The sequence below is a fragment of the Methylomonas rhizoryzae genome (assembly GCF_008632455.1).
GTDB classification, from domain to species: Bacteria; Pseudomonadota; Gammaproteobacteria; order Methylococcales; family Methylomonadaceae; genus Methylomonas; species Methylomonas rhizoryzae.
The window spans coordinates 52,685-78,715 of sequence record NZ_CP043929.1; the positions used below are offsets into that span (position 1 = coordinate 52,685).

The 26,031-nt window shown below is 52.6% G+C and carries 14 protein-coding genes, 3 tRNA genes, 3 rRNA genes and 2 pseudogenes; 7 read left to right on the forward strand and 15 right to left on the reverse strand.

Features of this window, described 5'->3' with window-relative positions; all coding sequences use genetic code 11:
* Positions 1 to 244: 244 nt before the first annotated feature.
* A complete protein-coding gene (locus F1E05_RS00255) occupies positions 245 to 1,012 on the reverse strand; it encodes a class I SAM-dependent methyltransferase (RefSeq protein ID WP_150046009.1) in 768 nt (255 codons plus the stop codon).
* A gap of 91 nt (positions 1,013 to 1,103) precedes the next feature.
* Between F1E05_RS00255 and F1E05_RS00260 the strand changes: the two genes are divergently transcribed.
* Entirely contained in the window at positions 1,104 to 1,883 is a 780-nt protein-coding gene (locus tag F1E05_RS00260) for a helix-turn-helix transcriptional regulator (protein WP_150046010.1), read from the forward strand.
* A 178-nt stretch (positions 1,884 to 2,061) separates the two neighbouring features.
* A complete protein-coding gene (locus F1E05_RS00265) occupies positions 2,062 to 4,671 on the forward strand; it encodes a coiled-coil domain-containing protein (RefSeq protein WP_150046011.1) in 2,610 nt (869 codons plus the stop codon).
* 19 nt (positions 4,672 to 4,690) lie between these two features.
* Here F1E05_RS00265 and tadA read toward each other — a convergent pair whose 3' ends face one another.
* The 4 genes from tadA to F1E05_RS20380 form a co-directional block, all read right to left on the reverse strand.
* Positions 4,691 to 5,173 (reverse strand): tRNA adenosine(34) deaminase TadA, encoded by a 483-nt coding sequence (gene tadA, locus F1E05_RS00270; protein ID WP_269473516.1) that lies wholly within the window; start codon positions 5,171 to 5,173, stop codon positions 4,691 to 4,693.
* A gap of 32 nt (positions 5,174 to 5,205) precedes the next feature.
* On the reverse strand, positions 5,206 to 6,186 hold the full coding sequence (locus F1E05_RS00275) for an L-threonylcarbamoyladenylate synthase (protein ID WP_150046013.1): 981 nt from the start codon (positions 6,184 to 6,186) through the stop codon (positions 5,206 to 5,208).
* Positions 6,187 to 6,250: 64 nt separating this feature from the next.
* The gene (locus tag F1E05_RS00280) at positions 6,251 to 7,378 is read right to left on the reverse strand and encodes an anhydro-N-acetylmuramic acid kinase (RefSeq protein ID WP_232056725.1); all 1,128 of its coding nucleotides are present in this window, start codon (positions 7,376 to 7,378) and stop codon (positions 6,251 to 6,253) included.
* Positions 7,365 to 8,612, reverse strand: a complete 1,248-nt coding sequence (locus F1E05_RS20380; protein ID WP_232056726.1) for an OapA family protein — start codon at positions 8,610 to 8,612, stop codon at positions 7,365 to 7,367. The genes F1E05_RS00280 and F1E05_RS20380 overlap by 14 nt, the downstream gene beginning before the upstream one ends.
* Before the next feature lie 187 nt (positions 8,613 to 8,799).
* Here F1E05_RS20380 and tyrS point away from each other — a divergent pair, with 187 nt between their 5' ends.
* The 4 genes from tyrS to F1E05_RS00305 all read left to right on the forward strand — a co-directional run bounded on the left by tyrS (position 8,800) and on the right by F1E05_RS00305 (position 15,041).
* Complete coding sequence (tyrS, locus tag F1E05_RS00290) at positions 8,800 to 9,999, forward strand: tyrosine--tRNA ligase (protein WP_232056727.1); 1,200 nt, start codon at positions 8,800 to 8,802, stop codon at positions 9,997 to 9,999.
* A 59-nt stretch (positions 10,000 to 10,058) separates the two neighbouring features.
* Positions 10,059 to 12,890, forward strand: a complete 2,832-nt coding sequence (ileS, locus tag F1E05_RS00295) for an isoleucine--tRNA ligase (protein ID WP_150046017.1) — start codon at positions 10,059 to 10,061, stop codon at positions 12,888 to 12,890.
* Positions 12,883 to 13,374, forward strand: coding sequence for a signal peptidase II (gene lspA, locus F1E05_RS00300; protein ID WP_150046018.1), 492 nt, complete (start codon positions 12,883 to 12,885; stop codon positions 13,372 to 13,374). Before ileS ends, lspA begins: the two co-directional genes overlap by 8 nt.
* A gap of 365 nt (positions 13,375 to 13,739) precedes the next feature.
* On the forward strand, positions 13,740 to 15,041 hold the full coding sequence (locus F1E05_RS00305) for a lipopolysaccharide biosynthesis protein (RefSeq protein WP_150046019.1): 1,302 nt from the start codon (positions 13,740 to 13,742) through the stop codon (positions 15,039 to 15,041).
* Here F1E05_RS00305 and F1E05_RS00310 read toward each other — a convergent pair.
* Positions 15,028 to 16,506, reverse strand: coding sequence for a choice-of-anchor I domain-containing protein (locus F1E05_RS00310; RefSeq protein ID WP_150046020.1), 1,479 nt, complete (start codon positions 16,504 to 16,506; stop codon positions 15,028 to 15,030). The genes F1E05_RS00305 and F1E05_RS00310 overlap by 14 nt on opposite strands.
* A gap of 171 nt (positions 16,507 to 16,677) precedes the next feature.
* Positions 16,678 to 18,153: an OprO/OprP family phosphate-selective porin gene (locus tag F1E05_RS00315; RefSeq protein ID WP_150046021.1), complete on the reverse strand. Its 1,476-nt coding sequence runs from the start codon at positions 18,151 to 18,153 to the stop codon at positions 16,678 to 16,680.
* Positions 18,154 to 18,746: 593 nt separating this feature from the next.
* Here F1E05_RS00315 and F1E05_RS00320 point away from each other — a divergent pair.
* The gene (locus tag F1E05_RS00320; RefSeq protein WP_150046022.1) at positions 18,747 to 19,262 is read left to right on the forward strand and encodes a hypothetical protein; all 516 of its coding nucleotides are present in this window, start codon (positions 18,747 to 18,749) and stop codon (positions 19,260 to 19,262) included.
* Positions 19,263 to 19,580: 318 nt separating this feature from the next.
* On the opposite strand, the pseudogene F1E05_RS20470 reads toward F1E05_RS00320, so the two are convergent.
* The 8 genes and pseudogenes from F1E05_RS20470 to F1E05_RS00355 form a co-directional block, all read right to left on the reverse strand.
* Positions 19,581 to 19,730, reverse strand: a pseudogene (locus F1E05_RS20470) (IS3 family transposase); the annotation flags it as partial.
* A gap of 49 nt (positions 19,731 to 19,779) precedes the next feature.
* A pseudogene (locus tag F1E05_RS20775) lies at positions 19,780 to 19,917 on the reverse strand (integrase arm-type DNA-binding domain-containing protein); the annotation flags it as partial.
* Positions 19,918 to 20,090: 173 nt separating this feature from the next.
* Positions 20,091 to 20,177, reverse strand: a tRNA-Leu gene (locus F1E05_RS00330).
* Between the two features lie 162 nt (positions 20,178 to 20,339).
* Positions 20,340 to 20,455 (reverse strand): 5S ribosomal RNA (gene rrf / locus F1E05_RS00335).
* Positions 20,456 to 20,699: 244 nt separating this feature from the next.
* A 23S ribosomal RNA gene (locus tag F1E05_RS00340) occupies positions 20,700 to 23,594 on the reverse strand.
* A 310-nt stretch (positions 23,595 to 23,904) separates the two neighbouring features.
* A tRNA-Ala gene (locus F1E05_RS00345) sits at positions 23,905 to 23,980 on the reverse strand.
* A 43-nt stretch (positions 23,981 to 24,023) separates the two neighbouring features.
* A tRNA-Ile gene (locus tag F1E05_RS00350) sits at positions 24,024 to 24,100 on the reverse strand.
* Positions 24,101 to 24,161: 61 nt separating this feature from the next.
* Positions 24,162 to 25,696 (reverse strand): 16S ribosomal RNA (locus tag F1E05_RS00355).
* The 16S, 23S and 5S rRNA genes sit together here with 3 tRNA genes alongside, the layout of an rRNA operon.
* Positions 25,697 to 26,031 lie beyond the last annotated feature (335 nt).

A 26,031-nucleotide genomic window follows, 5' to 3' on the forward strand; every position in this document is an offset into this window, starting at 1 on the left:
TTTGGTCGGCAATCGATAACGAAGTTGCCGACCGAAAGCGCGACCGGCTCATTCAAACACTGCTAACCTACTGACCAAAAAAGATTTTACGCCTTCGATCTCGTTCTGCAAAATGACTATTGAACTGCGAGTTTAGCGGAACTCGACATACCCGCAGCCATTGATCCGTTTTCGCGTTTGCCCCATCGCCCCACGGCGGCGGCTCCTGCACCTGCTGGCCGCCGCCGAGCTAAAGTAGCCGGCTTCAAACGGTTGTCGCGGCAATTAACGCAGTGTCCACCCAAAAATTGCCGTCCCGGTCGATGCGAAAATAGTCGGCAACTTCGCTACTGCAACATTGCTGCAACGAGCGAATCGCCTGGCCATGCAAGGGATCGGCATTCATCCGCTCCAACCACGGAGTAAATTCCATCTGTATTTTAAAACCGATGGTTTGCTTGGTTCCAAAGCCGGCTTGTTGCAAAAACGTCAGCCATTCGTCCAGCGCCAAGTCGCGCACGTGCGACGGATCGCGCAGTAACTCCATGGTTTGCAGCCAGGTATCCAGCAAGGCCGAACCCGGGCTGATTACATCTACGATGACGGCCGATCCGCCCGGCTTGAGAACGCGGCGCATTTCCCGCAACCCGGCCGCCAAGTGCTGCCAGTGGTGCGCGCTGTAGCGGGTAACGATAATGTCGAAACTGGCATCGGCAAACGGCAATTCACTTGCCGATCCGATTTGCGTAACCAGATTGTCCAAGCCGCTAGCTTGGGCTTGTGCGGACACTTCGGCCAACATTTGGCGGCTCAAATCGTAGGCAATCACTCGACCGACTTGCGGCGCCAAGCGCAAAGCGACATGACCGGCACCGCAGCCGACGTCCAACACACTAGCCTCAGGGCGCTTGGCCACCAGTTCGACCAGTTTGTCCAAGTCTTCGCCTTGGACGTGGACGCTGCTTTGTCGATAAGCTTGCGCTTTCGAGCCGAATTGTTGAGCGACTAGGGTTTGGTGCGATGCGTTTGACATGGGATGCTCCTCGGTTAATCAGTGCGGGACTATTGTTTCCCTGCCGGTAAACCGGTACAAGAGCCTGTTTTATACTGGTATAAAAGCTACCATGACAGAATCCGATCCTAGACGCTTGCTAGCGGCTTTCGTGCGCGCCCACCGCGAGCAACTAAGCGCTCCCGCCAACTCCGCCGGACGCCGCCGGACCCCGGGCTGGCGCCGCGAAGAAGTCGCTGGCGCCGCTGCCGTTAGCGTGACTTGGCTTACTTGGCTGGAACAAGGGCGGGAGATAGCCGTATCGCCGGCCGCTCTATCCCGCTTGGCGAACGTATTGAGATTGAGCGCAGCCGAGCGCGCCAGCTTGTTCGATTTGGCCGGCAAGCGCGATCCGGAGCTTTTGGCGGAACCGCAAGCGGATCTTTTGCCGGATTTGCTCGACCTGCCGGCTCAATTCGCCGGGCCGGCTTATCTGTTGGATGCCTGTTGGACTGCCAGGGCTTGGAATCCGGCGGCGGCGGAGTTATTTGCCGGTTGGCTGGATGCGGACAGCGGCGAGCGCAACTTGCTGCGCTTTGTGTTTTTAAATCCCAAGGCCCGGCAGTTATTGGCGGATTGGCCGGAGCGGGCCGCACGGCTTGCCGCCGAATTTCGCGCCGATTTTAGCCGCCAACCGCGACACGCGGCCATGCAAGCCTTGATAGACAATCTTGGCAACGACAGTGCGGACTTCGAGCGGTTGTGGCGCGATCAGGCGGTGTTGAGCCGGGAAGGCGGCGAGCGCCGTTTCGTGCATCCGGTTCACGGCGCAATGCGTTATAAGCAAACCACTTTACTGGCCGCATTGCAGCCGGATTGCAAACTGGTGTGTTTGCTGCCGGTGCGAAGCTGAGCTTATCCGGTATTACCGCCGCTTTCGCCGTTTACCTGCCTGAATTTATTGGGAGCGGGTCCGCTTGCCAAGCGCATCGGCGTATTCGGTAAATTGCCGATCACTGTTCCGCGCTTGGTCAAGATGGTATCGTAAGCTATAAATATACTTTCTACTTTGTGAAAACGATCGAATACTAATGAAAAGCCTCTGTATTACCGGCGCAATGCAAGAAGACCTCGAACTCGTCGCTAGCACCTTTGCTCAAGCCGGGATGGAAATAGTTAAAGCCGCGCGCCACGACCCAAAACTAACCATGGCGTTTTGGCATCGGCAAGTGCTCGCTGCAAATTTCGAACAAACCAAAGCCTTAAGTTCAATAGACGCACCGGGACGTTTGTGGGAGCAGTTGGCGACTGAAGTTTTCTTGACCAACATCGACGCGCCGGTGTGCGGCTGGGCTGAAAGCGACAGTATTTGGCTGTTGGATTTTTGGGCGCAGTTCGACCCGCACATCAAGTTCGTGTTGGTGACGACTACGCCGGAGCGTATGGTGGCTCAATTGGTCAGGTCGGCAAACGATATAGCCACGGTCGGCAAGATTGTGGACGATTGGTCGAAACGTCACCAGTTGCTGCTTCAGTTTTTCCATCGTAACCCGCAACGCTGCCTGTTGCTGGATGCCGCTCAATGCCTGCAGCAGCGCTCGGCACTGGTTGAGGCTTGCCGCTCGCGTTGGCAATTGCCGCTAAATGCCGCGCAACTGGAAGATTTGCCGGTCAACGAAGAGGAAAGGGTGGCCGGATTCCTGGCCCAGCAAATCTGCGCGTCCTATCCGCAAACCGCGGAATTGCGCAACGAACTATCCGCCAGCATTTGCGCACTCGCGCCCGGCCAGACGGCGGCCGATCCCTGGATCAGGATTCCCATCGAACAAGCCGTTAGCGATTACAGGAAGTTGCAGGATCGCTCCGAGGAATTGGAAAAACAGCGAGTGCTGGTCGCTCGGTTACAGACGGTCGAGTCCGAAAATCAGCAGTTAACTAGCTCGCTGCAACAAAGTTCTGCAAACGCGCAAAAACTGGAAGCGGAGCTGTCGCGCAATCAACAAGCAAACGAGTTGCTCCTGGAACAAGTACAACAGGTTCAAGAAGAACTGAAAAATCAGTATTTGGAGAATAACAGCCTGGGTAGCCGACTGGCGGAAGCCGATAAAAAGCTCAACGAGCACAACCATCGGCTAACCGAAGCCGACAAGAAAATCGAGGAGCACAAACACCGGCTGACCGAAGCCGACAAGAAAATTGAGGAGTACAAACATCAACTGGCAAACGCCAACAAGAATATCGAGGAGCATATTCGCGTTGCGCATGAGCATAAGCAGCATATCAGCGAGCAACAAAAGCATCTTGCTCACTTGAATCAGTCTAAGGCCGCGCTCGAAAAGACGATCGAGCAGTTAAGTCACGACAAAAAACAACAGGCCGATGCCGCGGCGGACTTGCAAAAACAGATTCCGCTATTGAACGAGCGCATCGAAAAACTGCAACAGGAAGCGCAAACTTTCGCCAAGCGGCGGGACGAGTTGGAAAAACTCAATCAACAGCTGACCAAAGCCAAACAAGAGGGCGAACACGAGGCCAAGCTGTTGATGATGCAACTGCATCAGGTCCAAGAGGAATTGGAAAGCTACTTCCTGAAAAACCAGGAGCAGCAAAAGCAGCTCAAGGCCGGCGAAGAACGCTGGAAACGGATGTTGCAACGCTACCCGGACTATTGCGATTACCGATCTATCGACGTCGCGCAAAAGAACGCCGACGATCCGAGTACGTTAGTATGGTCGATAGCCGATTTGGATGCCGCCGGGCGAATCAACGAAAAAGTGGAAATAGAGACTAGTGTATACGGCGGCGAATTGGAATTACGTTTAAATCGGCAAGGGTCGGCCGACACCCCGTTGAATCGTTGGCCTTGCGCCGCGATGAACGACGCTTGCATCGTATTTCCGCCGATATCGAAACTGGCTCACGACCCCAAGGCAATAGCGACCATCTTGGACTTGGGCCCTAGCGATTGTAAATTTATGCTAGTGGTCTTAAAGCAACTCTTCAAGCTGTTGGAGTCTGCCGCAATGCAACAATCCATCGGTTCAGCAGACCTATTGCGTGCGTTACAAACCGGCTTAGCGCAATGGTTGGAAGCCATTGAAAAATTGGCCGTGACGCTACGCTACGATAACGTGTATCTGAAACGAGAGCAGGTCAATCCGGACTACGAACATTTGTGGCTGACTTTCGAGCAAATTTCGTTCAACGGCAAGGAATGTGCGAATTTTGACTTCCGCCTGGCTTGTGCGCAAGTCAGACCGGGCCACTTCGGCACTCATCCCAAACTGGAGTTTCCGCCGGTTGAAAACTGCGCGCTACTGGATTCTTGGTACGAGGAATCTTACGACGATTTCGGCGGCAAATTGGAACTGAGATTCGCCTTACCGAACGCGATGGATCTGGGGGTTTGGCAAAACCTGTCCAGCCATGATCAAGCGTTTATCGGCAGCCTGTTAGGCCGTTTGCCGGATATTCTTGCCGCCATGCAGCAAAAAAATAGTTCCATCCGCAGAGCGTGGGAAGACTGGACGGCGATGGCCAAGGACATGCAGAGAATTTACGCTTATTGCATCAATGCCGCAGCTCAGCAATCCGCAGCGGCCGAGCCTACCGCTACTCCACAAGCCGGATCGGCGAAATCGGTTGGGACCGGACCGAAAAAGCCGGCGAAATCCGCGCCGGTGTTACGGCGGACCCGATAGGTTCGATAAATCTTTGCGGTTAGCGGCGGGCTTTGAAAAACTCGATCAACAGCTCGCCGCAGCCAGCCGCTAACACTCCGCCTGTCCAATTTAACTGATGATTTAAAAACGGCGCGTCACTCAGTTGCAGCGGCCCACAAACTGCACCGCGTTTGGGATCGAACGCGCCGAACACCAAACGTCTAACCCTGGCGTGCATGATGGCGCCCATGCACATCACGCAGGGTTCCAAGGTGACGTATAGGGTACTATCGACTAGGCGGTAATTGTCCAAACGTTGCCCGGCTTGTCGCAAGGCCATAATCTCGGCGTGCGCGGTCGGGTCGCAGGTTTGAATCGGCTGGTTCCAGCCCTCCGCTACGCACTGGTTTGCCAAAACCAGCACGGCACCGACCGGAACCTCGCCGCGTTGTTCGGCCCGTTGTGCCAAACGGATGGCATGGCGCATCCAAGCTTCATCGTCGCTATTCGGGTCCGGTGACGCTGTGAGCGATTGAACTATTTTTGGTCCGGCGCAACGTGTTAAATCGGCCGTCATACCGGGGAAACCGCCGTGGCTTTGCTCAAGCGGTCCAACACCGCGTGCCAGGTTTCGTCGTCCGGCGGGCTTTCGATCAAAATGAGGTCGCAAGCTGAATTGTCCAACTCGCGCAATGCGCCGTATAAAGCCTGCTCGTAGCGATCGGACACTTTAGGCAGGCGCAGAATTTGTGCGTCGCAGGCTTGGTAGGGATTGTCTTCGAACAATAGTAGGGCCAATTTATTACCGGCCTTGCTCAGCGCTTGCGCGCTGGCCGGCAATTGTTCCGTGGCGCACAGATAAGCCAGGGTATTGGGGGCGTAATGCACGGCCAACATGCCCGGAGCTCTGACCGCATGCTGGGATTTTAGCGTTACCGGTTGTTGCAGCACGGTTTCGAGTTCGCTGCGAGTAATGCGTCCCGGCCGCAACAAAACCGGTTGGGAGGCACTTAAGTCGATGATGGTGGATTCCACCCCAACGCTGCAAGGACCGCCGTCCAAGATGCAATCGACCGCGTCGCCGAGTTCTTCGGCCACGTGAGCGGCAGTAGTAGGGCTAACCCGGCCGAAACGGTTAGCCGAAGGCGCGGCGATGCCGCCGCCGAATACGCGCAGCAACCAAGCGGCAACCGGGCTGCCCGGTACTCGCAACGCTACCGTGTCCTGGCCGCCGGTTACCTCCATGGGAACCGAGGCTTTTCCGGGCAAGATCATGGTTAAAGGTCCGGGCCAGAATTCGGCAGCCAAACGCCGGGCGCTATCCGGAATTTCCCGCGCCCAGTCCTGCATTTGCGTGGCGTAGGCGATGTGCACTATCAAGGGGTGATTGGCCGGTCGGCCTTTTACCTCGAATATTTTGGCGACTGCGGCAGGATTGGCTGCGTCCGCCCCCAGACCGTAAACGGTTTCGGTCGGCACTGCGACTAATTTTCCCTGGCGCAAGAGTTCTGCGGCGGCTTGGATTGAGTTGGAATCAACAGGAATCGGTTTCAAAGCGGTACGGTTTCTAGCTAAAACCTTATTTTAAAACGATAACGCGAAATCGCCGTAGAGAAATCTACGATGCTGGAAAGGCCGGGTAAATTCCGCCCAAAACGGTCGGCGCGGCGGCACCGGTCACGCTGCACAGATTGCCCGGCAAGCCGTGCAGGGTTTGTCTGGCTAACCAGGCGAACGTCATGGCTTCGACATAATCCGGGTCTACTCCGAACTCGGCGGTCGATACAACCGGCATCGCTAATTGTTCGGTCAACATAGAGACCAACAACGGGTTATGCACGCCGCCACCGCATAGCAGAATATAAGCGCTTGCCGGCGCGTACTCGACAATCGCTCGGCTTATGCTGGCGGCGGTCAATTTGCACAACGTGGCTTGAACGTGTTCCGGCTTAAGGTTGGAGAATGCGGCGATTTTGGTTTGCAGCCAATCGCCGGAAAAATACTCGGGCCCGGTGCTTTTGGGCGGGGCCAGGTCGAAGTAAGGATCGTCGAGCAAATGTTGCAATAACCGGCTATCGACGCCACCCTGCGCGCCCCATTGGCCGCCGGCGTCGAATGCTTGTCCTTGATGCTTGCGACACCAGTAGTCCATCAGGGTATTGCCGGGGCCGGTATCGAAGCCGATCACGCCGTCGGGCCGCAAGATGCTGAGGTTGGCAATGCCGCCGATGTTCAGCACTGTGATGGTTTGGTCCGGTTTGGCAAACATGGCACTATGAAAAGCAGGCACCAAAGGTGCGCCTTGTCCGCCGGCGGCAATGTCCCTGCGCCTGAAGTCGGCGACCGTGGTGATACCGGTTATTTGCGCTACACGGTTGGGGTCGCCGATTTGCAGGGTAAACCCGTATTCGCCGTCAGGGGCATGATAAATGGTTTGCCCGTGGCTGCCGATCGCGGCAACCGCGCCGGCCGCAACATCGGCTTTGTCCAGCAAGGCCAATGCGGCTTGCCCGAACAATTCGCCCAATTGCGCATCCAGCGTGCCGTATTCTTGCAACGACACGCTACCATTAGGTTGGCAAAACCGGTGTAATTGCTGTTGTAACTGTACGGTAAAAGGTTGATAGAAGCTGGCCAGCAAGCGCGGGATGCCGCTGCTAAAGTCGACCAGACCGGCATCGACACCGTCGATGCTGGTCCCGGAAATCAAGCCGATATACAGTTCGGAACGCTTAGTTGCGGGCAAGCTGAGCTTCGCCTTTAGCTGCTTGCAATTGCGCCAATAATGGTTGGGCCTGCGATTTGAATTTAGCCAGCAAGCTGCTATCCATCGGTAGGTTTCTCGGCAATTTGGCGGTGACCGGATTAACATGCTGGCCGCCGATCCGAAATTCGTAATGTAAATGCGGGCCGGTCGCCAACCCGGTTTTGCCGACGTAACCTATGACCTCGCCTTGGCTGACCTTACCGCCCAATTTTTGTCCGGAATGAAAGCGGGACAGATGAGCGTACAAGGTCGAATAGTTTTGCCCGTGCTGAATTTCCACCACGTTGCCGTAACCGTTTCTAACCCCGCGAAACACGATCTTGCCGTCGCCCGTGGTTTTGACCGGTGTGCCCACCGCCGCAGAATAATCCACGCCTTTGTGCGCCCGTATCGTGTTCAGAATGGGATGTTTGCGGTGCAGATTGAAATGCGAGCTGATTTTGGCAAAGTCCATGGGATTTTGCAGAAACGCCTTGCGCAAACTGTTGCCCTCCGGCGTGTAATACCCGGTGTGGCCGTGGTTGTCGGTAAAGCGCAACGCGGTATAGGTTTTGCCTTGATTGGTAAACTCGGCGGCCAAAATGTCGCCGGTATCAAATTCCTGACCGTCTACGTACAGTTTTTCGTAAACCACGCTGAAGCGGTCGCCGTCTTGCAAATTCAGAGCGAAGTCAATGTCCCAGGCAAAAATATCGGCCAGTTTCAGGATGATTTTTTCGGAAAGCCCTGCGCCTAAACCGTCTTCGAATAACGAAGAATGGACTTCGGCGGCCGCGCTGCTGATTTGATGATCGACTTTCTTGCTGAACAGCTTTACGTCGAAGCCGTCTTCCATGCGGGTGGCGACCAGGGTTTCGAACGGGTTCTTCGCGTAGGTCAATTGCTCCAGCTGACCGTCGGCGTCGACCGTGGCGACGACGTCTTGTCCGGGTAGCACATCGGCAAATTGTTTGCCGGCCGCGTTGCTGTGGACGATTTTATGCAAATCTTCCGAACTTAAATTCAATGTGGAAAAAATCGTGGAAAGATTTTCCCCCGCTCTGACCGTATGCTCCATGTCTTGAGAAAATTCGGCCGCCTGACCGGGTGCCGGCGGACTGACGATATTGGCGTATTGGTTGACCTTGGCCGAGATCAGTCGCTCTTGTTCGAGCGCTTTAGAGTTATCGAAAGACTTGTAAGGGATGAGTCCGTAACTTGCACTCGCGGCCACAACAGTGCAAGTGCTCAATAGCACTGTTTTGAGAATTCTGTTCTGCACAGCAATCACACTTCAATGTTAGTTCGATTCCATTGTAGGCAATTTTGTCGCGCATGGCGAATGCGGCGGGGAAATTTGTGCTAAATCGGTAAACTGTTACTTTATAATGCAGACAAGAAATTTGTTTGGGGAGAAGACCTTGTCACAAGAAATCTTGGCGCAGCTGCGTTACGGCGCTGACGAGCTGTTGCTGGAAGCCGAATTGATCAAGAAACTGGAAGAAAATCGGCCTTTGATCGTCAAAGCGGGGTTCGATCCTACCGCGCCGGATTTGCATTTCGGCCACACCGTGCTGATCAACAAGCTCAAACAATTCCAAGACGCCGGCCACAAGGTGCAGTTTCTGATCGGCGATTTCACCGCGATGATAGGCGATCCGACCGGTAAAAACGTCACCCGCAAACCCTTGAGCCGAGACGAAGTGGCGGAAAACGCCAAGACCTACCAGGAACAGGTATTCAAAATCCTGGACCCGGATAAAACCGAAATCCGCTTCAATTCGGAATGGATGGGCAAACTATCCAGTGCCGAGATGATACAACTGGCGGCCAAACATACCGTCGCGCGCATGCTGGAGCGCGACGACTTTCACAAACGCTACAAAAGCGGTCAGCCTATCGCGATCCACGAATTTTTGTACCCTTTGATACAAGGCTACGATTCCGTGGTAATGAAAGCGGACGTAGAACTCGGTGGTACCGATCAAAAATTCAACTTGTTGATGGGCCGCCACTTACAGGAATCGGAGGGGCAAAGACCGCAAGTAGTGTTGACCATGCCGATTCTGGAAGGTCTGGACGGCGTGCAAAAAATGTCCAAGTCCTTGAACAATTACATCGGCATTTCCGATCCGCCTGACGATATGTTCGGCAAAATCATGTCGATATCCGACGAATTGATGTGGCGTTATTACCAGTTGCTCAGTTTCGAAGCGATGGCGGACATCGAATCTTGGCGTAAGGCTTGCGATGGCGGCGAAAATCCGCGCAATTTTAAAGTCAGATTGGGCCAGGAATTGGTGGCTCGTTTTCATGGCCACGCCGCCGCGCAAAAGGCCTTGGAACATTTCGAGGCGCGGTTTCAGCGCGGGGCTATTCCGGACGAGATGCCGCATATAGAGCTACAGACCGGCGAAACCGGCATGGCAATCGCCAACTTGCTCAAAGAAGCCGGCTTAGTAGCCAGCACGTCGGAAGCCATTCGCTTAATCAAGCAAAATGCGGTGAAAATCGACGGCGAAAAGGTGGAAGACGGCAAATTGGCAATCTCGACGGCAACCACCCACGTTTACCAAGTCGGTAAACGTAAATTTGCCCGGATTGCGCTGATCGGAAATTAGTTTTCGAATGCTTTTCTCATCCTGCTTCAGGCCGTAAAAGGCGGCATAGAAAGAACACAATGACCATGGATTACAAACAGACTTTGCATCTCCCCAAAACCGAGTTCGCGATGAAGGCCAATCTGGCCCAGCGCGAACCGGACATGCTCAAGCAATGGACGGAAAAACAGCTTTACCAAAAAATTCGAGAGATTTGTGCCGGCCGGCCTAAATTCGTCTTGCACGACGGCCCTCCTTACGCCAACGGCGCGATCCACATCGGCCATGCGGTCAACAAAGTGCTGAAGGACATCATCGTCAAATCCAAAACCTTGGCCGGTTTCGACGCACCCTACGTACCGGGCTGGGATTGCCACGGCTTGCCTATCGAGTTGCAAGTGGAAAAAACCGTCGGCAAGGCCGGGGTTAAGGTATCGGCCGCCGAGTTTCGCAAACATTGCCGCAGCTACGCGGCCAAGCAAGTCGGCATACAGAAAGAAGAATTCATCCGCCTCGGCGTATTGGGCGATTGGGATAATCCGTATCTGACGATGGATTTCGTGTTCGAGGCCGACATCGTTCGCGCCTTGGGTCGCATCGCCGCCAAAGGCCACTTGAGCAAGGGCTTCAAGCCGGTGCATTGGTGTACCGATTGCGGATCGGCGTTGGCCGAGGCCGAAGTCGAATACGAAGACAAGCACTCGCCGGCCATAGACGTGCGGTTTGCCGTACTCGACGAGCATGCTTTGATGGCCCGCTGTCACCACGCCGGCGACCGCGAAGGCCACGGGCCGCTATCGGTGGTGATTTGGACCACCACGCCTTGGACCCTGCCCGCCAACCAAGCGGTCGCGCTGAATCCGGAATTGGAATACGCGGTGGTGCAATGCGAAATAGACGGTCAAGCCGAGCGCTTGCTGCTTGCCGAAGCCTTGTTAAAAGACGCGACCGTGCGCTACGGTATCGCTGAGCATCACGTAGTCGGCTATTGCAAGGGTAGCGCACTGGAAGGCTTGCTGCTGCAACATCCGTTTTACGACCGCCAGGTGCCTATCATCCTGGGCGAACACGTCACCACCGACGCCGGCACCGGCGCGGTGCACACTGCGCCGGGCCACGGCCAGGAAGACTACGTGGTTGGCATGAAATACGGTTTGCCGGTCGACAATCCGGTCGGCAGCAATGGCGTGTTCCTGCCCAATACCGAATTGTTCGCCGGACTGCACGTGTTTACTGCCAACGATAAAGTGCTGGAGGTACTGCGCGAGCGCGGCAAACTGTTGCACCATCACGCCCTGTTGCACAGTTATCCGCATTGCTGGCGCCACAAAACCCCGATCATTTTCCGCGCCACGCCGCAATGGTTCATCGCGATGGATCAAAACGGTCTGCGCGACACCGCGCTGGACGAAGTCAAGCGGGTCGATTGGGTGCCGGATTGGGGGCAGGCGCGCATTGAAGCAATGATTTCCAATCGTCCGGACTGGTGCATCTCGCGCCAACGCACCTGGGGCGTGCCGATTGCGTTGTTCGTCCACAAAGAGAGCGGCGAACTGCATCCGCGTAGCGCCGAACTGATCGAACAGGTAGCGCAACGCATCGAAGGGCAAGGCATAGAAGCCTGGTTCGAGCTGGATTCCGCCGAACTGTTGGGCGCGGAAGCCGAGCAGTACGAAAAGGTGAACGACACGCTGGACGTTTGGTTCGATTCCGGCGTCACCCATGCCGCCGTGCTGGAACGGCGCGAGCAATTGCGCTTCCCGGCCGATTTGTATCTGGAAGGCTCGGACCAGCACCGCGGCTGGTTTCAGTCGTCGTTGATGGCCTCGGTCGCGATGAGCGAGGTCGCGCCGTACAAACAAGTGTTGACCCACGGCTTCACCGTCGATGCCGAAGGCAAGAAGATGTCCAAGTCCAAGGGCAACGTGGTATTGCCGCAGACGGTGATGAAGTCCTTGGGCGCCGACGTGTTGCGCTTGTGGGTAGCCGGCACCGACTACCGCTACGAAATGTCGGTGTCCGACGAAATCCTGAAACGCACCTCGGACGCCTACCGGCGCTTGCGCAACACCGCGCGCTTCTTACTGGCGAATCTGGACGGCTTCGATCCTGCGCACCATTTGGTCGGCAAGGACGATTTGCTGGCGCTGGATCGTTGGGTGGTCGATAAAGCCTGGCAACTGCAGGAAGAGATCAAGGCCGCTTACGATAGTTATCAATTTCAGGTGATTTATCAGAAAGTTTTGAACTTCTGCAGCATCGACCTGGGCGGTTTCTATCTGGACATTGTCAAGGACCGCCAATATACCGCCAAGGCGGATTGTCTGGCGCGCCGCTCCGGCCAGACCGCAATGTACCACGTCATCGAAGCGCTGGTGCGCTGGCTGGCGCCGATTACCAGTTACACCGCTGACGAAATCTGGCACTTCATTCCCGGCCAACGCAGCGAGTCGGTATTTTTGGAAACCTGGTACCAAGGCCTGTTCCCGCTGACAGCTAACGCAGAAATCAGCCGCGACACGTGGGACAAAGTCATGACGGTGCGGGCGGTAGTGGCAAAAGAACTGGAAGCGCTGCGTAAAGACGGCAAAATCGGCGCCTCGCTGAATGCGGAAGTCGAGTTATATTGCGACGAAAGTTATGCCGATGAACTGAACAAATTGGGCAAGGAACTGCATTTTGTGTTCATCACGTCCAATGCCGGGGTGTCGGCGATGCAGTTTTGCCCGGACGATGCGGTGTCGACCGATATTGAGGGTATCAAACTCAAAGTCAGCGTGTCCGAACACCCCAAATGTGTACGCTGCTGGCACCAGCGCTACGACGTCGGCGAACACGCCGAACATCCCGAGCTGTGCGGACGCTGCGTCGAAAACGTGGCCGGTGCCGGCGAGGCGCGCCATTATGCTTAAATGGTTATGGTTGTCGGCGCTGATCGTGCTGCTGGATCAAGCCAGCAAATTGGCGATCGATGCCAACATGCAGCTTTACCAATCCATACCGCTGCTGCCCTATTTCAACTTGACTTATGCCCGCAATACCGGCGCGGCCTTTAGTTTGCTGGCTCATGCCGGCGGCTGGCAGCGTTGGCTGTTCGCCGGTTTGGCGCTAGGCATCAGCTCGGTGATTGCGGTCTGGCTGAAACGCTTGCAACGGCACGAAACCCTGATGGCCGTCTCGTTATCCCTGATTCTGGGCGGGGCAATCGGCAACCTGATAGACCGGGTGGCTTACGGTTACGTCATCGATTTTCTGCACGTGTATTACCAGGATTGGCATTGGCCGGCGTTCAACGTAGCCGATTCGGCGATTTGTATCGGGGTGGGATTGATGTTGCTGGAAAATCTTACCAGCAAAGCCGCCACACATTCCAAGACGGATCGTATTGAGTCGTAACGGATCGAGCGCCGCATTCAAATTGATTTGTCAGCAACCGCGTTGAATATTGCGCAGCCCCCCATCTCTGAATTACGCTCGTATTGCTGCTATTTTCTTGTCTAATTGCAACTGTATCTATCACTAGAAGTTAAACGCAACCGAATGGCCGCATTAGCCGGTTTGCGTTTTGGACTGAATCGCGCCTATCACGCGCAACTTTTTCCCGTTTAAACAATCCGTATAGCTGGTACAAACCGCGAAAGCATACACAAGGCTGCTCAAGCATGGCGGCTATCCAGCTTGCACTTTTTATAGCCCGGCTCCCCTACCCGATCACGATTCGGGGAGAATCCTTAAAACGCCAATTAACAGGGTAGGATAAATTGAACCAGGATTTTTCCATTCAACCGCAAAATTACGATTCTGCGGTGTTGTTTGGGTTGAGTCTGAGTAATTTCGGCTTGATGTATTTCGCCCACATTTACCTAGCCACTCATCTGACTCTTGATGCGTTCGAAGATTACAGCGTGGCCATTTCCCTAGTGAATATTCTTTCTACCCTTGCCACACTGGGTTTGGAAAAGAGCGCTTTACGCTTGGTTGCTTTATATATCGAACGAGAGAACTGGCCGCGCTTACGTGGCTATTGGTTGTTTTCGTTGCGAGCGATTTTCTTGTTCAGCATTGTATTAATGGGGTTTGTCAGCGCAGGCTTGACTACCTGGCTGACCTGGCTGGCTATCGACTTCCATATTGGCCTGATTATCTATACCGGATTCTTACCGATTATTGCCTTGTGTCTGTTTGCGTTAGAAGTCGCGACCGTTTACGGCAGACAGGTTTGGGCATTATTTCTCTATCGCTTTTTGCTACCGGCCAGTTATTTACTAATGCTATTTGCGGTCGGCAATTCACCGTTAACTTTAAACGACAATACGGCTCTGATTTGTTTAGGCTCAGCATGGAGCTTGACCCTTTGTTTGTTAGGCGCAACTATCCGTTCGGCTCGTCCGGTTGCGGCTTGGCCGGCCAAGGCCGACACAGCCAGACGATTTGGATGGTTAAAGCGATCTTTGCCGTTATTGCTCAGCAGTTTGCTAATGACCGTGTTAGTGAGTGCCGGCACGCTGATTTTAAAAATTTTACATCCCTCGGAAGCCATGGTGGGCACTTATGCCGTAGCCATTCAAACCAGTAGCTTAATCGGGTTAATCGGTACATCCACCAACCGCTATTACTTGCCGATGTTGGTGGTGTTGATGGAGAGGCAACGATATGCCGAAGCGTTTGCCTTGTTAGGTAAGCGCATGCGTTTGATAGCCTGCCTTAGCGTCATCTTTTTTGGCATTGTGGTCCTTTACGGACCATCGATATTGCATTTGTTCGGCGCCAAATTCGATTTCGGATACCCTACCCTGTTAGTCTGTGCGGCCGGTGCGGTTTTTCATTCGCTGTTTTCGGATGCGCCCTACTACTTACAGTTTATGGGAATGAACCGGTTGGTTCTCGGTTTGATGGGGACTGGAGTAATAATGCTGATAGTATTGGCTAGTTGGCTGGGAAGCCGTTACGGCATGTTAGGCGTTGCGGTAAGCTACGCCGGTTCTACCGTGTTGGTATTCGTCGGATTGAAAGTGGTTGCCTCTCGGCACTTACGCAGTTTGGTTAGCCTTAATGCTCGATAGGCGTAACGCTGTGCACCACTTCGAAACAAGCCACGGTACCATTCATCTCGTTTGCCGCCAGCAAATAATGCGCGCCTTCGATTTGGAAGTGAGCAAGCCCCTCAGGCGAACTAATTTCATCGCCCGGAATTTTTCCTAAGGCAACGACTCGCGGCTGTTTGGGATTTTGCAAAGCAATCAATGCTAGGGAATCCGCCCGTTCCAAACCCACCACGGCCCAAGCTTTGCCGTTCATCTCGAATGCCACCAAACCTTCCGGTTCCGCGCCCTTTTTCTGGCTGCGCCTGTCCGGATATACTTGATGGGTGAAAGTGATTTCGTCGATTTGATTACCGGTATCGGCAACAAAATCCCCGGTGGCAGCATCGAACACACTCACGGTGCGTCCGCCGCTTTGCAGAGGTTCTTCGCCATCTTGGGCCTCGATATCCGTATCGCCTTCGTCGGCAGTCACGAAATATCGCCCGTCGGGAGTTAGCGCAATACCGTCCGGCTCTCTTAATGCCATCACCGATTGGTTAAACTCGATCCAGCCGTCCGATTTGCGGTCAGCCTCGTGTTCGGCAATGCCCATATTGAAATAACCCAGTACTTTACTGTTTTCCACGTCGACTTCCGCTACCTCGTTGGTTTCTTGCAAAGTCACGTAAGCCCGCTTACCGTCAGGTGCAACTGCGATATATTCAGGCTCCAGCAAGGTTTTCGAATTGGCGGTGATCGGAATCAGAATTTTAGCTTCACCCTTCTTTTCATTGCCGTAGACGTCGGCACCGTCGAACTGCCCCAACTTGACGTGTTTACTGTCGAATTTACCGTCTCCGTCGAAATCGACTTTCTTAGCGATTTTGCCGTCCCGATTCCAATCGATTTCGCGTTCTAAATAATGGCCTTTTTCAGCGATGACGAAGCCTTCCCGATGGGCGACATCGGCAAGCTCGATATTGGCATTGGCTTTGATTCGCCCTTTATCGTCCAGACGCACGATCGAAATACTGCCTTCGGCAGAAAAAAATTCTTGCGTATGCGGATCGAAGGAAAACTCTTCGCCCTCGTTGGCCACTAAAATCACTTTGCCGTCGTTTGAAAATATCACTGAGTCGGAGCCGTAACCGGTTTCGACGTGGTCCAATAAAGCCCCGGTTAGGGCGGAACGAATTTCCAGTCGGCCGCGCCATTCTCCCGCGTCGATCACGGCGGCGAAAACATCCAAACTCGGATGAAACGCTACGGAGGTTAATTCTTCACCTTGGTGTAAACCAAGGTTAAAGCGCCGGATTCGCGCAATTTTCGCGGGATGGTTCAAATCAAGGATGTCTGCTTCTCCGGTTTTAAAATTACTCAAGACCGCGCGCAGAGTGGACTGCTGGACGCTGATGATTTCAGTGCCGGCGTCGTAGCCCGAGTAATAGATGCAATGTGGTTGCAGCTGCGGATAATTTTCGCTCCGCAATACCGGAGATTGCATGCTACAGCCGGACAACAGAAGGAATGATAAGGCACAAAGGGCTTTCAACTACGTTCCTCGACAGACAAAAGATTCAGAGCGGGATCATATCGTAAAACAGTGCATATTAAAAAAGCCGCGCCGAATTTCCGGCGCGGCTTTTTGCGCGAGCGATAAGGCGTATAGGATAGATTAGAACGCCAACTGGCCGCGTAACATAAAGGTGTCTACATTAGGCTCCCCACCATCCGTAGTGGTCACTCTTGGATTATTCATATCCAGAGTTTTGTTGTAGTTAGCCATAAAGCGGATGTTGTTGTTCATGTACCAGTTCAGCGCTACGGTTAACAAAGACATCTGGCCTCCTTTGACTACGCCGCTATTCAAGTCGGCTTCGGAATACCGTGCTGCAAGCTCCCACGCCCCCCAAGTACCGTTCTTCAAACTAAAGTTGCTTTTGGGTTCAACTTTATAGAATTTACCTTTCTTGTATTTACGCGATTCGCCTGTCAGTGTGTAAGACGCTTCCGTGTACCAGCCGTTAAATTCGGCGTCGTCGTTGCCGTTTTTACGCTCCAACCACATTTGCGTATACTCGCCGCCCAAAGTAAAAGGTCCGTATAAGCCGTTGGCTTCTAAACCTACCATTTTGATGGCGTCGATATTGCTTATAGAACCGGTATCGATCAAATGCAGGTTAGACATATGAGAGGTTTCGGAACGCAGCCTCAAACTGCTGGTAGGTCCTTGAACGGCATCTGCAGCATTCGGATCTCTATAGTTACCGGCTATGCCCAAATGAATCAGTTTGGTCTTTTCGTTAATCGGCGCGTACGTCCAACGGGTGTTGATCGCCCAGCCTTCATCGGCTTTATCGTTTTGTGCATTAGGATCAATAGTCTCACCGTAAATACCGACTTGTCCCGTCCAGTCATTTTGGAAGCTGCCTACGTTCAAGCCGATGGCCCGGTCAACCGTAGGTTCGTTGAGCGCGTTCATCAGCGAGCGTTCCATGAACATCATATCGTTGGAGCTTTCTTGCAACTCCCGGCTAAATGCTTGTTTTTGTTGGCCGGCAGTGATTTCCATATCTTTTAAGCCGGTGTACTGGATGAACAAGTCTTTAGTCGATACTCTGTTATCCGCGAAATCCCACTGACTTTTGAAATCCCAGTCTTTGTAAAACGTTCCCAGCATTTCGATCCGCGCGCGACGAACTTCCGTGCCATCGTTTGCTTCGATACGATCCCCGTCTTCGGCCAAGTTATCATCGCCGCTGGTGTACGAAGCGTCCGCGTGGATACGGCCGCCCATTCTGAATTTAAAGTCTTTATCTTTGGACTCGAATTCAACACCTTTCTGACCCATTTTAACCTTAACCTCCTCCGTGGCTTTTACATGTTCGTCCAACGCTTTCAACTCGTTGTTTTTGAGCGCCAAGTCCTCTTTAATTTGCTCGATTTCCGCTTTTTGAGCTTCCAGCGCGGCTTTTCCTGAAGTTGAATCCTCTACCCTTTCAAATGAGCCCAGTTTTACTCGACCTTTACCGGGTTCGGCAAAAATTTGTTGGGTCTTTGAATCCACATACAACTCCAAAGCCATGGCGTCGGTGCCTATGCTCGCGCCGATTATCGATGCCACCGCCAAGCCTAATTTCGAAAGCTTCATCCCGCAATTCTCCAAAAGATCTATTTATATTCAAATATTTATGTTTGAACAGTCGGCGCTTGACCGACTAGCCTGCGGCGATTGTAGGGATTGAATATGACAGTTTTATGACATAGGGCTTTGCAGCAGGTAAATCCGTTGCAAATTTGCCACAAAGCAAACTTTTAGAACTACTTTGAATTTTAAAAGCTTACGTGACGAACGTCGTTTTAAAACGGGGCTTGCGTTGAATTTCTACAACAAAAGCTCAGCGGACTAATCGCCTGCTGTTACCTGAGCCAACGGATTTTATTTAACGAGCGGAAAAGGCTTAGTTTTACCGAGTGAGCGGGTTTGTCGTTGTTGCCGATACCTTTGACGGTTAAGCGACGATGTTGACGAGTTTGCAACAAATCAGTGCAACTTTGCGCCAAACCAGTTTGTTTTGCAGGATGCAGAACTTAGGTAATCCATTTAATTCAAGTATTTTCAATACTTTAACTATAATGGTGTGCTTTATGCTTTGAATTGCTTGTGGGTGAAACAAGAGGCAGCAAACGGTTTCACTGAGATGATAAACGTAATGTAGTTTCAGCCTTCAAGGGAGAATTGCCATGCAAATCATCAAGCATATTGTATTTTTCGTTTTTTTATGTTCAGGCAATTTGGTCCACGCCGGAGTCTGGACACCCGTAGCTACTCACGGCGACCTGTTAAACGGGGTGATGCCGTTCGTCGAAGCGGATAGTACAGATTTTCAACTTTTCGATACGCCGAATTTTTCTTTCAGCCTACCGGCGTCTACGTTTATCCATGCCGATTCCGCAGCAAACCCGGATAGTTTTATTAGCCGGCCGGCGTTAACCGAGTTGGCTTTTACTGATTTCGCCATGGCCAAGCACGGAATATTATTTCGCGGAGCGCAAACCGGCGTCGAACCATTGATAGCCCATTTCTCTATCCCGGTTTTCTCGGACAATTCGGCATCAAAGTCGGCTCTGCTCGTCAACAACCCTATCGGCAATATTAGCAACAAGGCGTTGCCGCAGTTAGCTTGGATGATGTGCGGTGCGATGATGTGTTTTTTGTTTCTGGAACGGCCTAAAAAAACCGATACTCTGGCAGCCTAATCCACCGCGTTTGTTTTCCCTCCGATGGCTTGCCGGTCTACATCCGGGCGTTCGTATCATCGGAAGCAAGGCAATTGCAGCAAATAGTCTATTCCCATCCGGCGAGCATACTTGACTTGACCCGAATTTATCCTCGATTGGCGACGCTATAGCCTTGCTCGGGGTTGTGATTCTATTCGACAAGATTGTAAGCGCCCTTTAAATCACGCCATTGGTGGAGCTGTTCCGCCAACTGCCTCCGGCAAAAACCGTCGAAGATTTCAAGGCATTGCTGCCTTGGCAACTCGTCGAGTCAAAACCACACAATAAACTGTTACAACGTAAGCGCCCAGCCGTACAGCCAAACTTGGCCGAAATCGATTGAATCACTGCCCATTCCGACGGGTATTCGTCTTGATGCTCCCGCACCATACGAACTGCTCGTTCTCGAATTTCCGATGAATAGTGTTTTGTAGTTTTCTCTTTCATGGCTCCATTCTCTCAAAAGTTGGAGCCTACGAGAAAACCGGGGCGATTCAGTATATACAAATTGCCAAAGTTTGGAGCCGCCAGACTTAACCCACAGATAAAGTCCGCCGCCATCATTGATGAAATAATCTTTTTCTTCTGGCTTGGCAGCCTTGTAGACCGCGTCCTTATTGAGTTTTTCAGCCATCTTGCACGCCCCAGTGTGTACTTTTTCCGGAAGGTATCAGTGAGTACACGAAAAATACACGATTTGGTGTGTACTTGGCTAGTTTTCGTTGGATTGCGTCGGACAGTAAAAAACCCGCGAAGCCAGTAAACTTGCGGGTTTTGGATTGGGTTGCACCCTATTGGATGCATAAATGGTGCCTCAGACCGGAATCGAACCGGTACGACCTTGCGGTCGCGAGATTTTAAGTCTCGTGCGTCTACCTATTTCGCCACCGAGGCATGTTCTTATAGTATAAAATTTATCCCGAATATAATAGCCGCAAGCTATTGGAATACGCCACATCAGCGACAATGCCTTATAAACTCGATCTATTCAGCCATTGCCTCAAAGGTCTAAATTCAATTAAAAAAGCCCATCGAGGGATGGGCTTAGGAATAAGAGCTTGGCGATGACCTACTTTCACATGGCAAACTGCCACACTATCATCGGCGCGAAGCGGTTTCACTTCCGAGTTCGGGATGGGATCGGGTGGTTCACGCTTGCTATGGTCACCAAGCAAACTGGTTTGAAGGGGTTAGGCGCAAGGTAAAAAGTTCAGGGTTCAAAACAGCGGCGCTTCGCCGTGTAGCGTCTATCCTACTTTACCTTTCGTTTCCCTTCGTCATGAGCAGTATTGATAAAGGCTTCCGGTTTTTTGAACCTTGTACCTTGCTTCTTGTACCTGCCCTATGGAAATCTGTAGTTGCGATTGTTCTCTTACTTTTCAGCTACTGTCGCTGACCAAACGCATTGGGCGTTATATGGTCAAGCCTCACGGGCAATTAGTACACGTTAGCTACGCCCGTTACCGGACTTCCACACCGTGCCTATCAACGTCGTCGTCTCCAACGGCCCTTCAGGGGACTCAAGGTCCCAGTGAGATCTCATCTTGGGAGGGGCTTCCCGCTTAGATGCTTTCAGCGGTTATCCTGTCCGAACGTGGCTACCCGGCAATGCTCTTGGCAAAACAACCGGAACACCAGAGGTTCGTCCACTTCGGTCCTCTCGTACTAGAAGCAGCTTCCCTCAAATCTCAAACGCCCACGGCAGATAGGGACCGAACTGTCTCACGACGTTCTGAACCCAGCTCGCGTACCACTTTAAATGGCGAACAGCCATACCCTTGGGACCTGCTTCAGCCCCAGGATGTGATGAGCCGACATCGAGGTGCCAAACACCGCCGTCGATATGAACTCTTGGGCGGTATCAGCCTGTTATCCCCGGCGTACCTTTTATCCGTTGAGCGATGGCCCTTCCATACAGAACCACCGGATCACTAAGACCTACTTTCGTACCTGCTCGACTTGTCCGTCTCGCAGTCAAGCACCCTTATGCCTTTGCACTCATTGCCTGATTTCCGACCAGGCTGAGGGTACCTTCGTGCTCCTCCGTTACTCTTTAGGAGGAGACCGCCCCAGTCAAACTACCCACCAGACACTGTCCCTAACCCGGATCACGGGTCGAGGTTAGAACTCCAAACATACCAGGGTGGTATTTCAAGGATGGCTCCACAAGAACTAGCGTTCCTGCTTCACAGCCTCCCACCTATCCTACACAAGTAGGTTCAAAGTCCAGTGTCAAGCTATAGTAAAGGTGCACGGGGTCTTTCCGTCTAGCCGCGGGTACACTGCATCTTCACAGCGATTTCAATTTCACTGAGTCCCAGGTGGAGACAGTGTGGCCATCATTACGCCATTCGTGCAGGTCGGAACTTACCCGACAAGGAATTTCGCTACCTTAGGACCGTTATAGTTACGGCCGCCGTTTACTGGGGCTTCGATCAAGAGCTTCTCCTTACGGATAACCCCATCAATTAACCTTCCAGCACCGGGCAGGCGTCACACCCTATACGTCCACTTTCGTGTTTGCAGAGTGCTATGTTTTTGCTAAACAGTTGCAGCCACCGATTTTTTGCAACCCCCTTCCGCTTCAGCCGCGAGGGCTTACACGTACCAAGGGCATACCTTCTCCCGAAGTTACGGTATCATTTTGCCTAGTTCCTTCACCTGGGTTCTCTCAAGCGCCTTAGAATTTTCATCCCACCCACCTGTGTCGGTTTAGGGTACGGCCACCGATCACCTGAAGCTTAGAGGCTTTTCTTGGAAGCTTGGCATCTATCACTTCGCGGTTCCGAGGAACCACTCGTCATCACGTCTCAGCATATAGCCTCCCGGATTTGCCTAAGAGACCTGCCTACTTGCTTAAACTGCCACTTCCAACCGACAGCTGATATAGCCTTCTCCGTCACCCCATCGCAGTGATCACTGGTACAGGAATATTAACCTGTTTTCCATCGACTACGCCTTTCGGCCTCGCCTTAGGTGCCGACTAACCCTGCGTCGATTAACGTTGCGCAGGAAACCTTGGGTTTACGGCGAGGGGGTTTTTCACCCCCTTTATCGTTACTTATGTCAGCATTCGCACTTCTGATACCTCCAGCCGACTTTTCAATCGACCTTCGCAGGCGTACAGAACGCTCCTCTACCGCTCATCTTTCGATGAACCCGTAGCTTCGGTACTATGCTTAGCCCCGGTGAATCTTCCGCGCAGACCGACTCGACCAGTGAGCTATTACGCTTTCTTTAAAGGGTGGCTGCTTCTAAGCCAACCTCCTGGCTGTCTGGGCCTTTCCACATCGTTTCCCACTGAGCATAGATTTGGGGACCTTAGCTGACGGTCTGGGCTGTTTCCCTTTTCACGACGGACCTTATCACCCGCCGTGTGTCTCCCGTGCTCGCACTTCTCGGTATTCGGAGTTTGCATCGGTTTGGTAAGTCGGGATGACCCCCTAGCCGAAACAGTGCTCTACCCCCGAGAGTGATACACGAGGCGCTACCTAAATAGCTTTCGAGGAGAACCAGCTATCTCCGAGCTTGATTAGCCTTTCACTCCGATCCACAACTCATCCCCTACCTTTTCAACGGGAGTGGGTTCGGTCCTCCAGTGTGTGTTACCACACCTTCAACCTGGTCATGGATAGATCGCCCGGTTTCGGGTCTACACCTTGCGACTGAACGCCCTATTAAGACTCGGTTTCCCTACGCCTCCCCTATTCGGTTAAGCTTGCCACAAAATGTAAGTCGCTGACCCATTATACAAAAGGTACGCAGTCACCCCACGAAGGGGCTCCCACTGCTTGTACGCATACGGTTTCAGGTTCTATTTCACTCCCCTCTCCGGGGTTCTTTTCGCCTTTCCCTCACGGTACTGGTTCACTATCGGTCAGTCAGGAGTATTTAGCCTTGGAGGATGGTCCCCCCATATTCAGTCAACGTTTCACGTGCGCCGACCTACTCGATTTCATGATCAATGAGTTTTCGTGTACGGGGCTATCACCCTGTATCGCCGGACTTTCCAGACCGTTCCACTAACTCGTCAACCACTTAAGGGCTGGTCCCCGTTCGCTCGCCACTACTAAGGGAATCTCGGTTGATTTCTTTTCCTCCGGGTACTTAGATGTTTCAGTTCTCCGGGTTCGCTTCAGTGAGCTATGTATTCACTCAAAGATGACGAGGTTATCCTCGCCGGGTTTCCCCATTCAGACATCGCCGGATCACAGGTTGTTTGCCACCTCCCCGACGCTTTTCGCAGGCTACCACGTCTTTCATCGCCTCTGACTGCCAAGGCATCCACCGTATGCGCTTATTCACTTGACCATATAACCCGAATGCGTCTGTGTTTGAGCACAGTCGATGGTGTTATTCTAGTCAGCTGACATGTTCGCTGATGTTGCTTGAGAACGATTTGCTGTTTTCACCGTCCTCTTTCGAGACCGATTAAACGGCAATTCGCATCAGTTTTGATCGTTTCCGATCAAGACTTGTTTACAGATTTCCATATTGTTAAAGAGCACTTGATACAAATATCAAGTCTATAAAGTCTTAAGGCCAACGACGCAAGGTCTCTTGACCGTAAAAGCTTATAGAGTTGATGCCGGCATCTTGACTTCAGATCGACGTCACAGAATGGTGGAGCCAGGGAGGATCGAACTCCCGACCTCCTGCGTGCAAGGCAGGCGCTCTCCCAGCTGAGCTATGGCCCCGAATACGATTCACTACACGCTTATTCGTGCTTTGTGTATGCGTTGGTGGGTCTGGGAGGATTTGAACCTCCGACCTCACCCTTATCAGGGGTGCGCTCTAACCAACTGAGCTACAGACCCAGGTGTGTCGTGTGGTATCGAAATAATGTGTTGTGAGCACGTAGAGCCGTTTCTGTCTTTGTAAGGAGGTGATCCAGCCCCAGGTTCCCCTAGGGCTACCTTGTTACGACTTCACCCCAGTCATGAATCACAAAGTGGTAAGCGCCCTCCCGAAGGTTAAACTACCTACTTCTTTTGCAACCCACTCCCATGGTGTGACGGGCGGTGTGTACAAGGCCCGGGAACGTATTCACCGCAGCATTCTGATCTGCGATTACTAGCGATTCCGACTTCATGCAGTCGAGTTGCAGACTGCAATCCGGACTAAGACCGGCTTTTTGGGATTAGCTTGCTCTCGCGAGATCGCAACCCTCTGTACCGGCCATTGTAGCACGTGTGTAGCCCTACCCATAAGGGCCATGATGACTTGACGTCGTCCCCACCTTCCTCCGGTTTATCACCGGCAGTCTCCCTAGAGTTCCCGGCCGAACCGCTGGCAACTAAGGATAAGGGTTGCGCTCGTTACGGGACTTAACCCAACATCTCACGACACGAGCTGACGACAGCCATGCAGCACCTGTCTCAGAGTTCCCGAAGGCACTCCGCTATCTCTAACAGATTCTCTGGATGTCAAGGGTAGGTAAGGTTCTTCGCGTTGCATCGAATTAAACCACATGCTCCACCGCTTGTGCGGGCCCCCGTCAATTCATTTGAGTTTTAGCCTTGCGGCCGTACTCCCCAGGCGGTCAACTTAATACGTTAGCTCCACCACTAAGCACTTAAAGCGCCCAACGGTTAGTTGACATCGTTTACGGCGTGGACTACCAGGGTATCTAATCCTGTTTGCTACCCACGCTTTCGTACCTCAGCGTCAGTTTGAGTCCAGAGAGCCGCCTTCGCCACTGGTGTTCCTTCAGATCTCTACGCATTTCACCGCTACACCTGAAATTCCACTCTCCTCTACTCAACTCTAGTTTTCCAGTATCAAATGCAGTTCCCAGGTTAAGCCCAGGGCTTTCACATCTGACTTAAAAAACCGCCTACGCACGCTTTACGCCCAGTAATTCCGATTAACGCTTGCACCCTCCGTATTACCGCGGCTGCTGGCACGGAGTTAGCCGGTGCTTCTTGTATGGGTAATGTCAGTCTACCGGGTATTAACCGATAGGTATTCCTTCCCATTGAAAGTGCTTTACAACCCTCAGGCCTTCTTCACACACGCGGTATTGCTGGATCAGGCTTGCGCCCATTGTCCAATATTCCCCACTGCTGCCTCCCGTAGGAGTCTGGGCCGTGTCTCAGTCCCAGTGTGGCTGATCATCCTCTCAGACCAGCTACGGATCGTCGCCTTGGTAGGCCTTTACCCTACCAACTAGCTAATCCGACATAGGCTCATCTATTAGCGCAAGGCCAAAAGGTCCCCTGCTTTCATCCGTAGATCGTATGCGGTATTAGCGTGAGTTTCCCCACGTTATCCCCCACTAATAGGCAGATTCCTATGCATTACTCACCCGTCCGCCACTCATCAAAGGTGCAAGCACCTTATCAGCGTTCGACTTGCATGTGTTAAGCATACCGCCAGCGTTCAATCTGAGCCATGATCAAACTCTTCAGTTTAAATCTAAAGCGATACTAAGAAAGACTAGTATCCAATCTTGACTCGACTACAGAACGTGCATTACATTAATTGACGTGGTCTGTATGTCGACTATTTCTTAACAGAAATTCGTCGCCCTACATGCCCACACACATTATTTCGATTTTCTTGTTAAAGAGCCGGCGGCTTAGCACCCCGTTGAGCCTGTGTATTCTACAGCATTTCACAGACTTGTCAAACTTATTTTTTCCACCTTCCCGAGCTTCGCACACCCTGCGCAATCCCCTCACATCCCTACAATCTTCCACTCTCTCGAAAGGAGCCGACTATTCTAACTCATACTCGTCTTATGTCA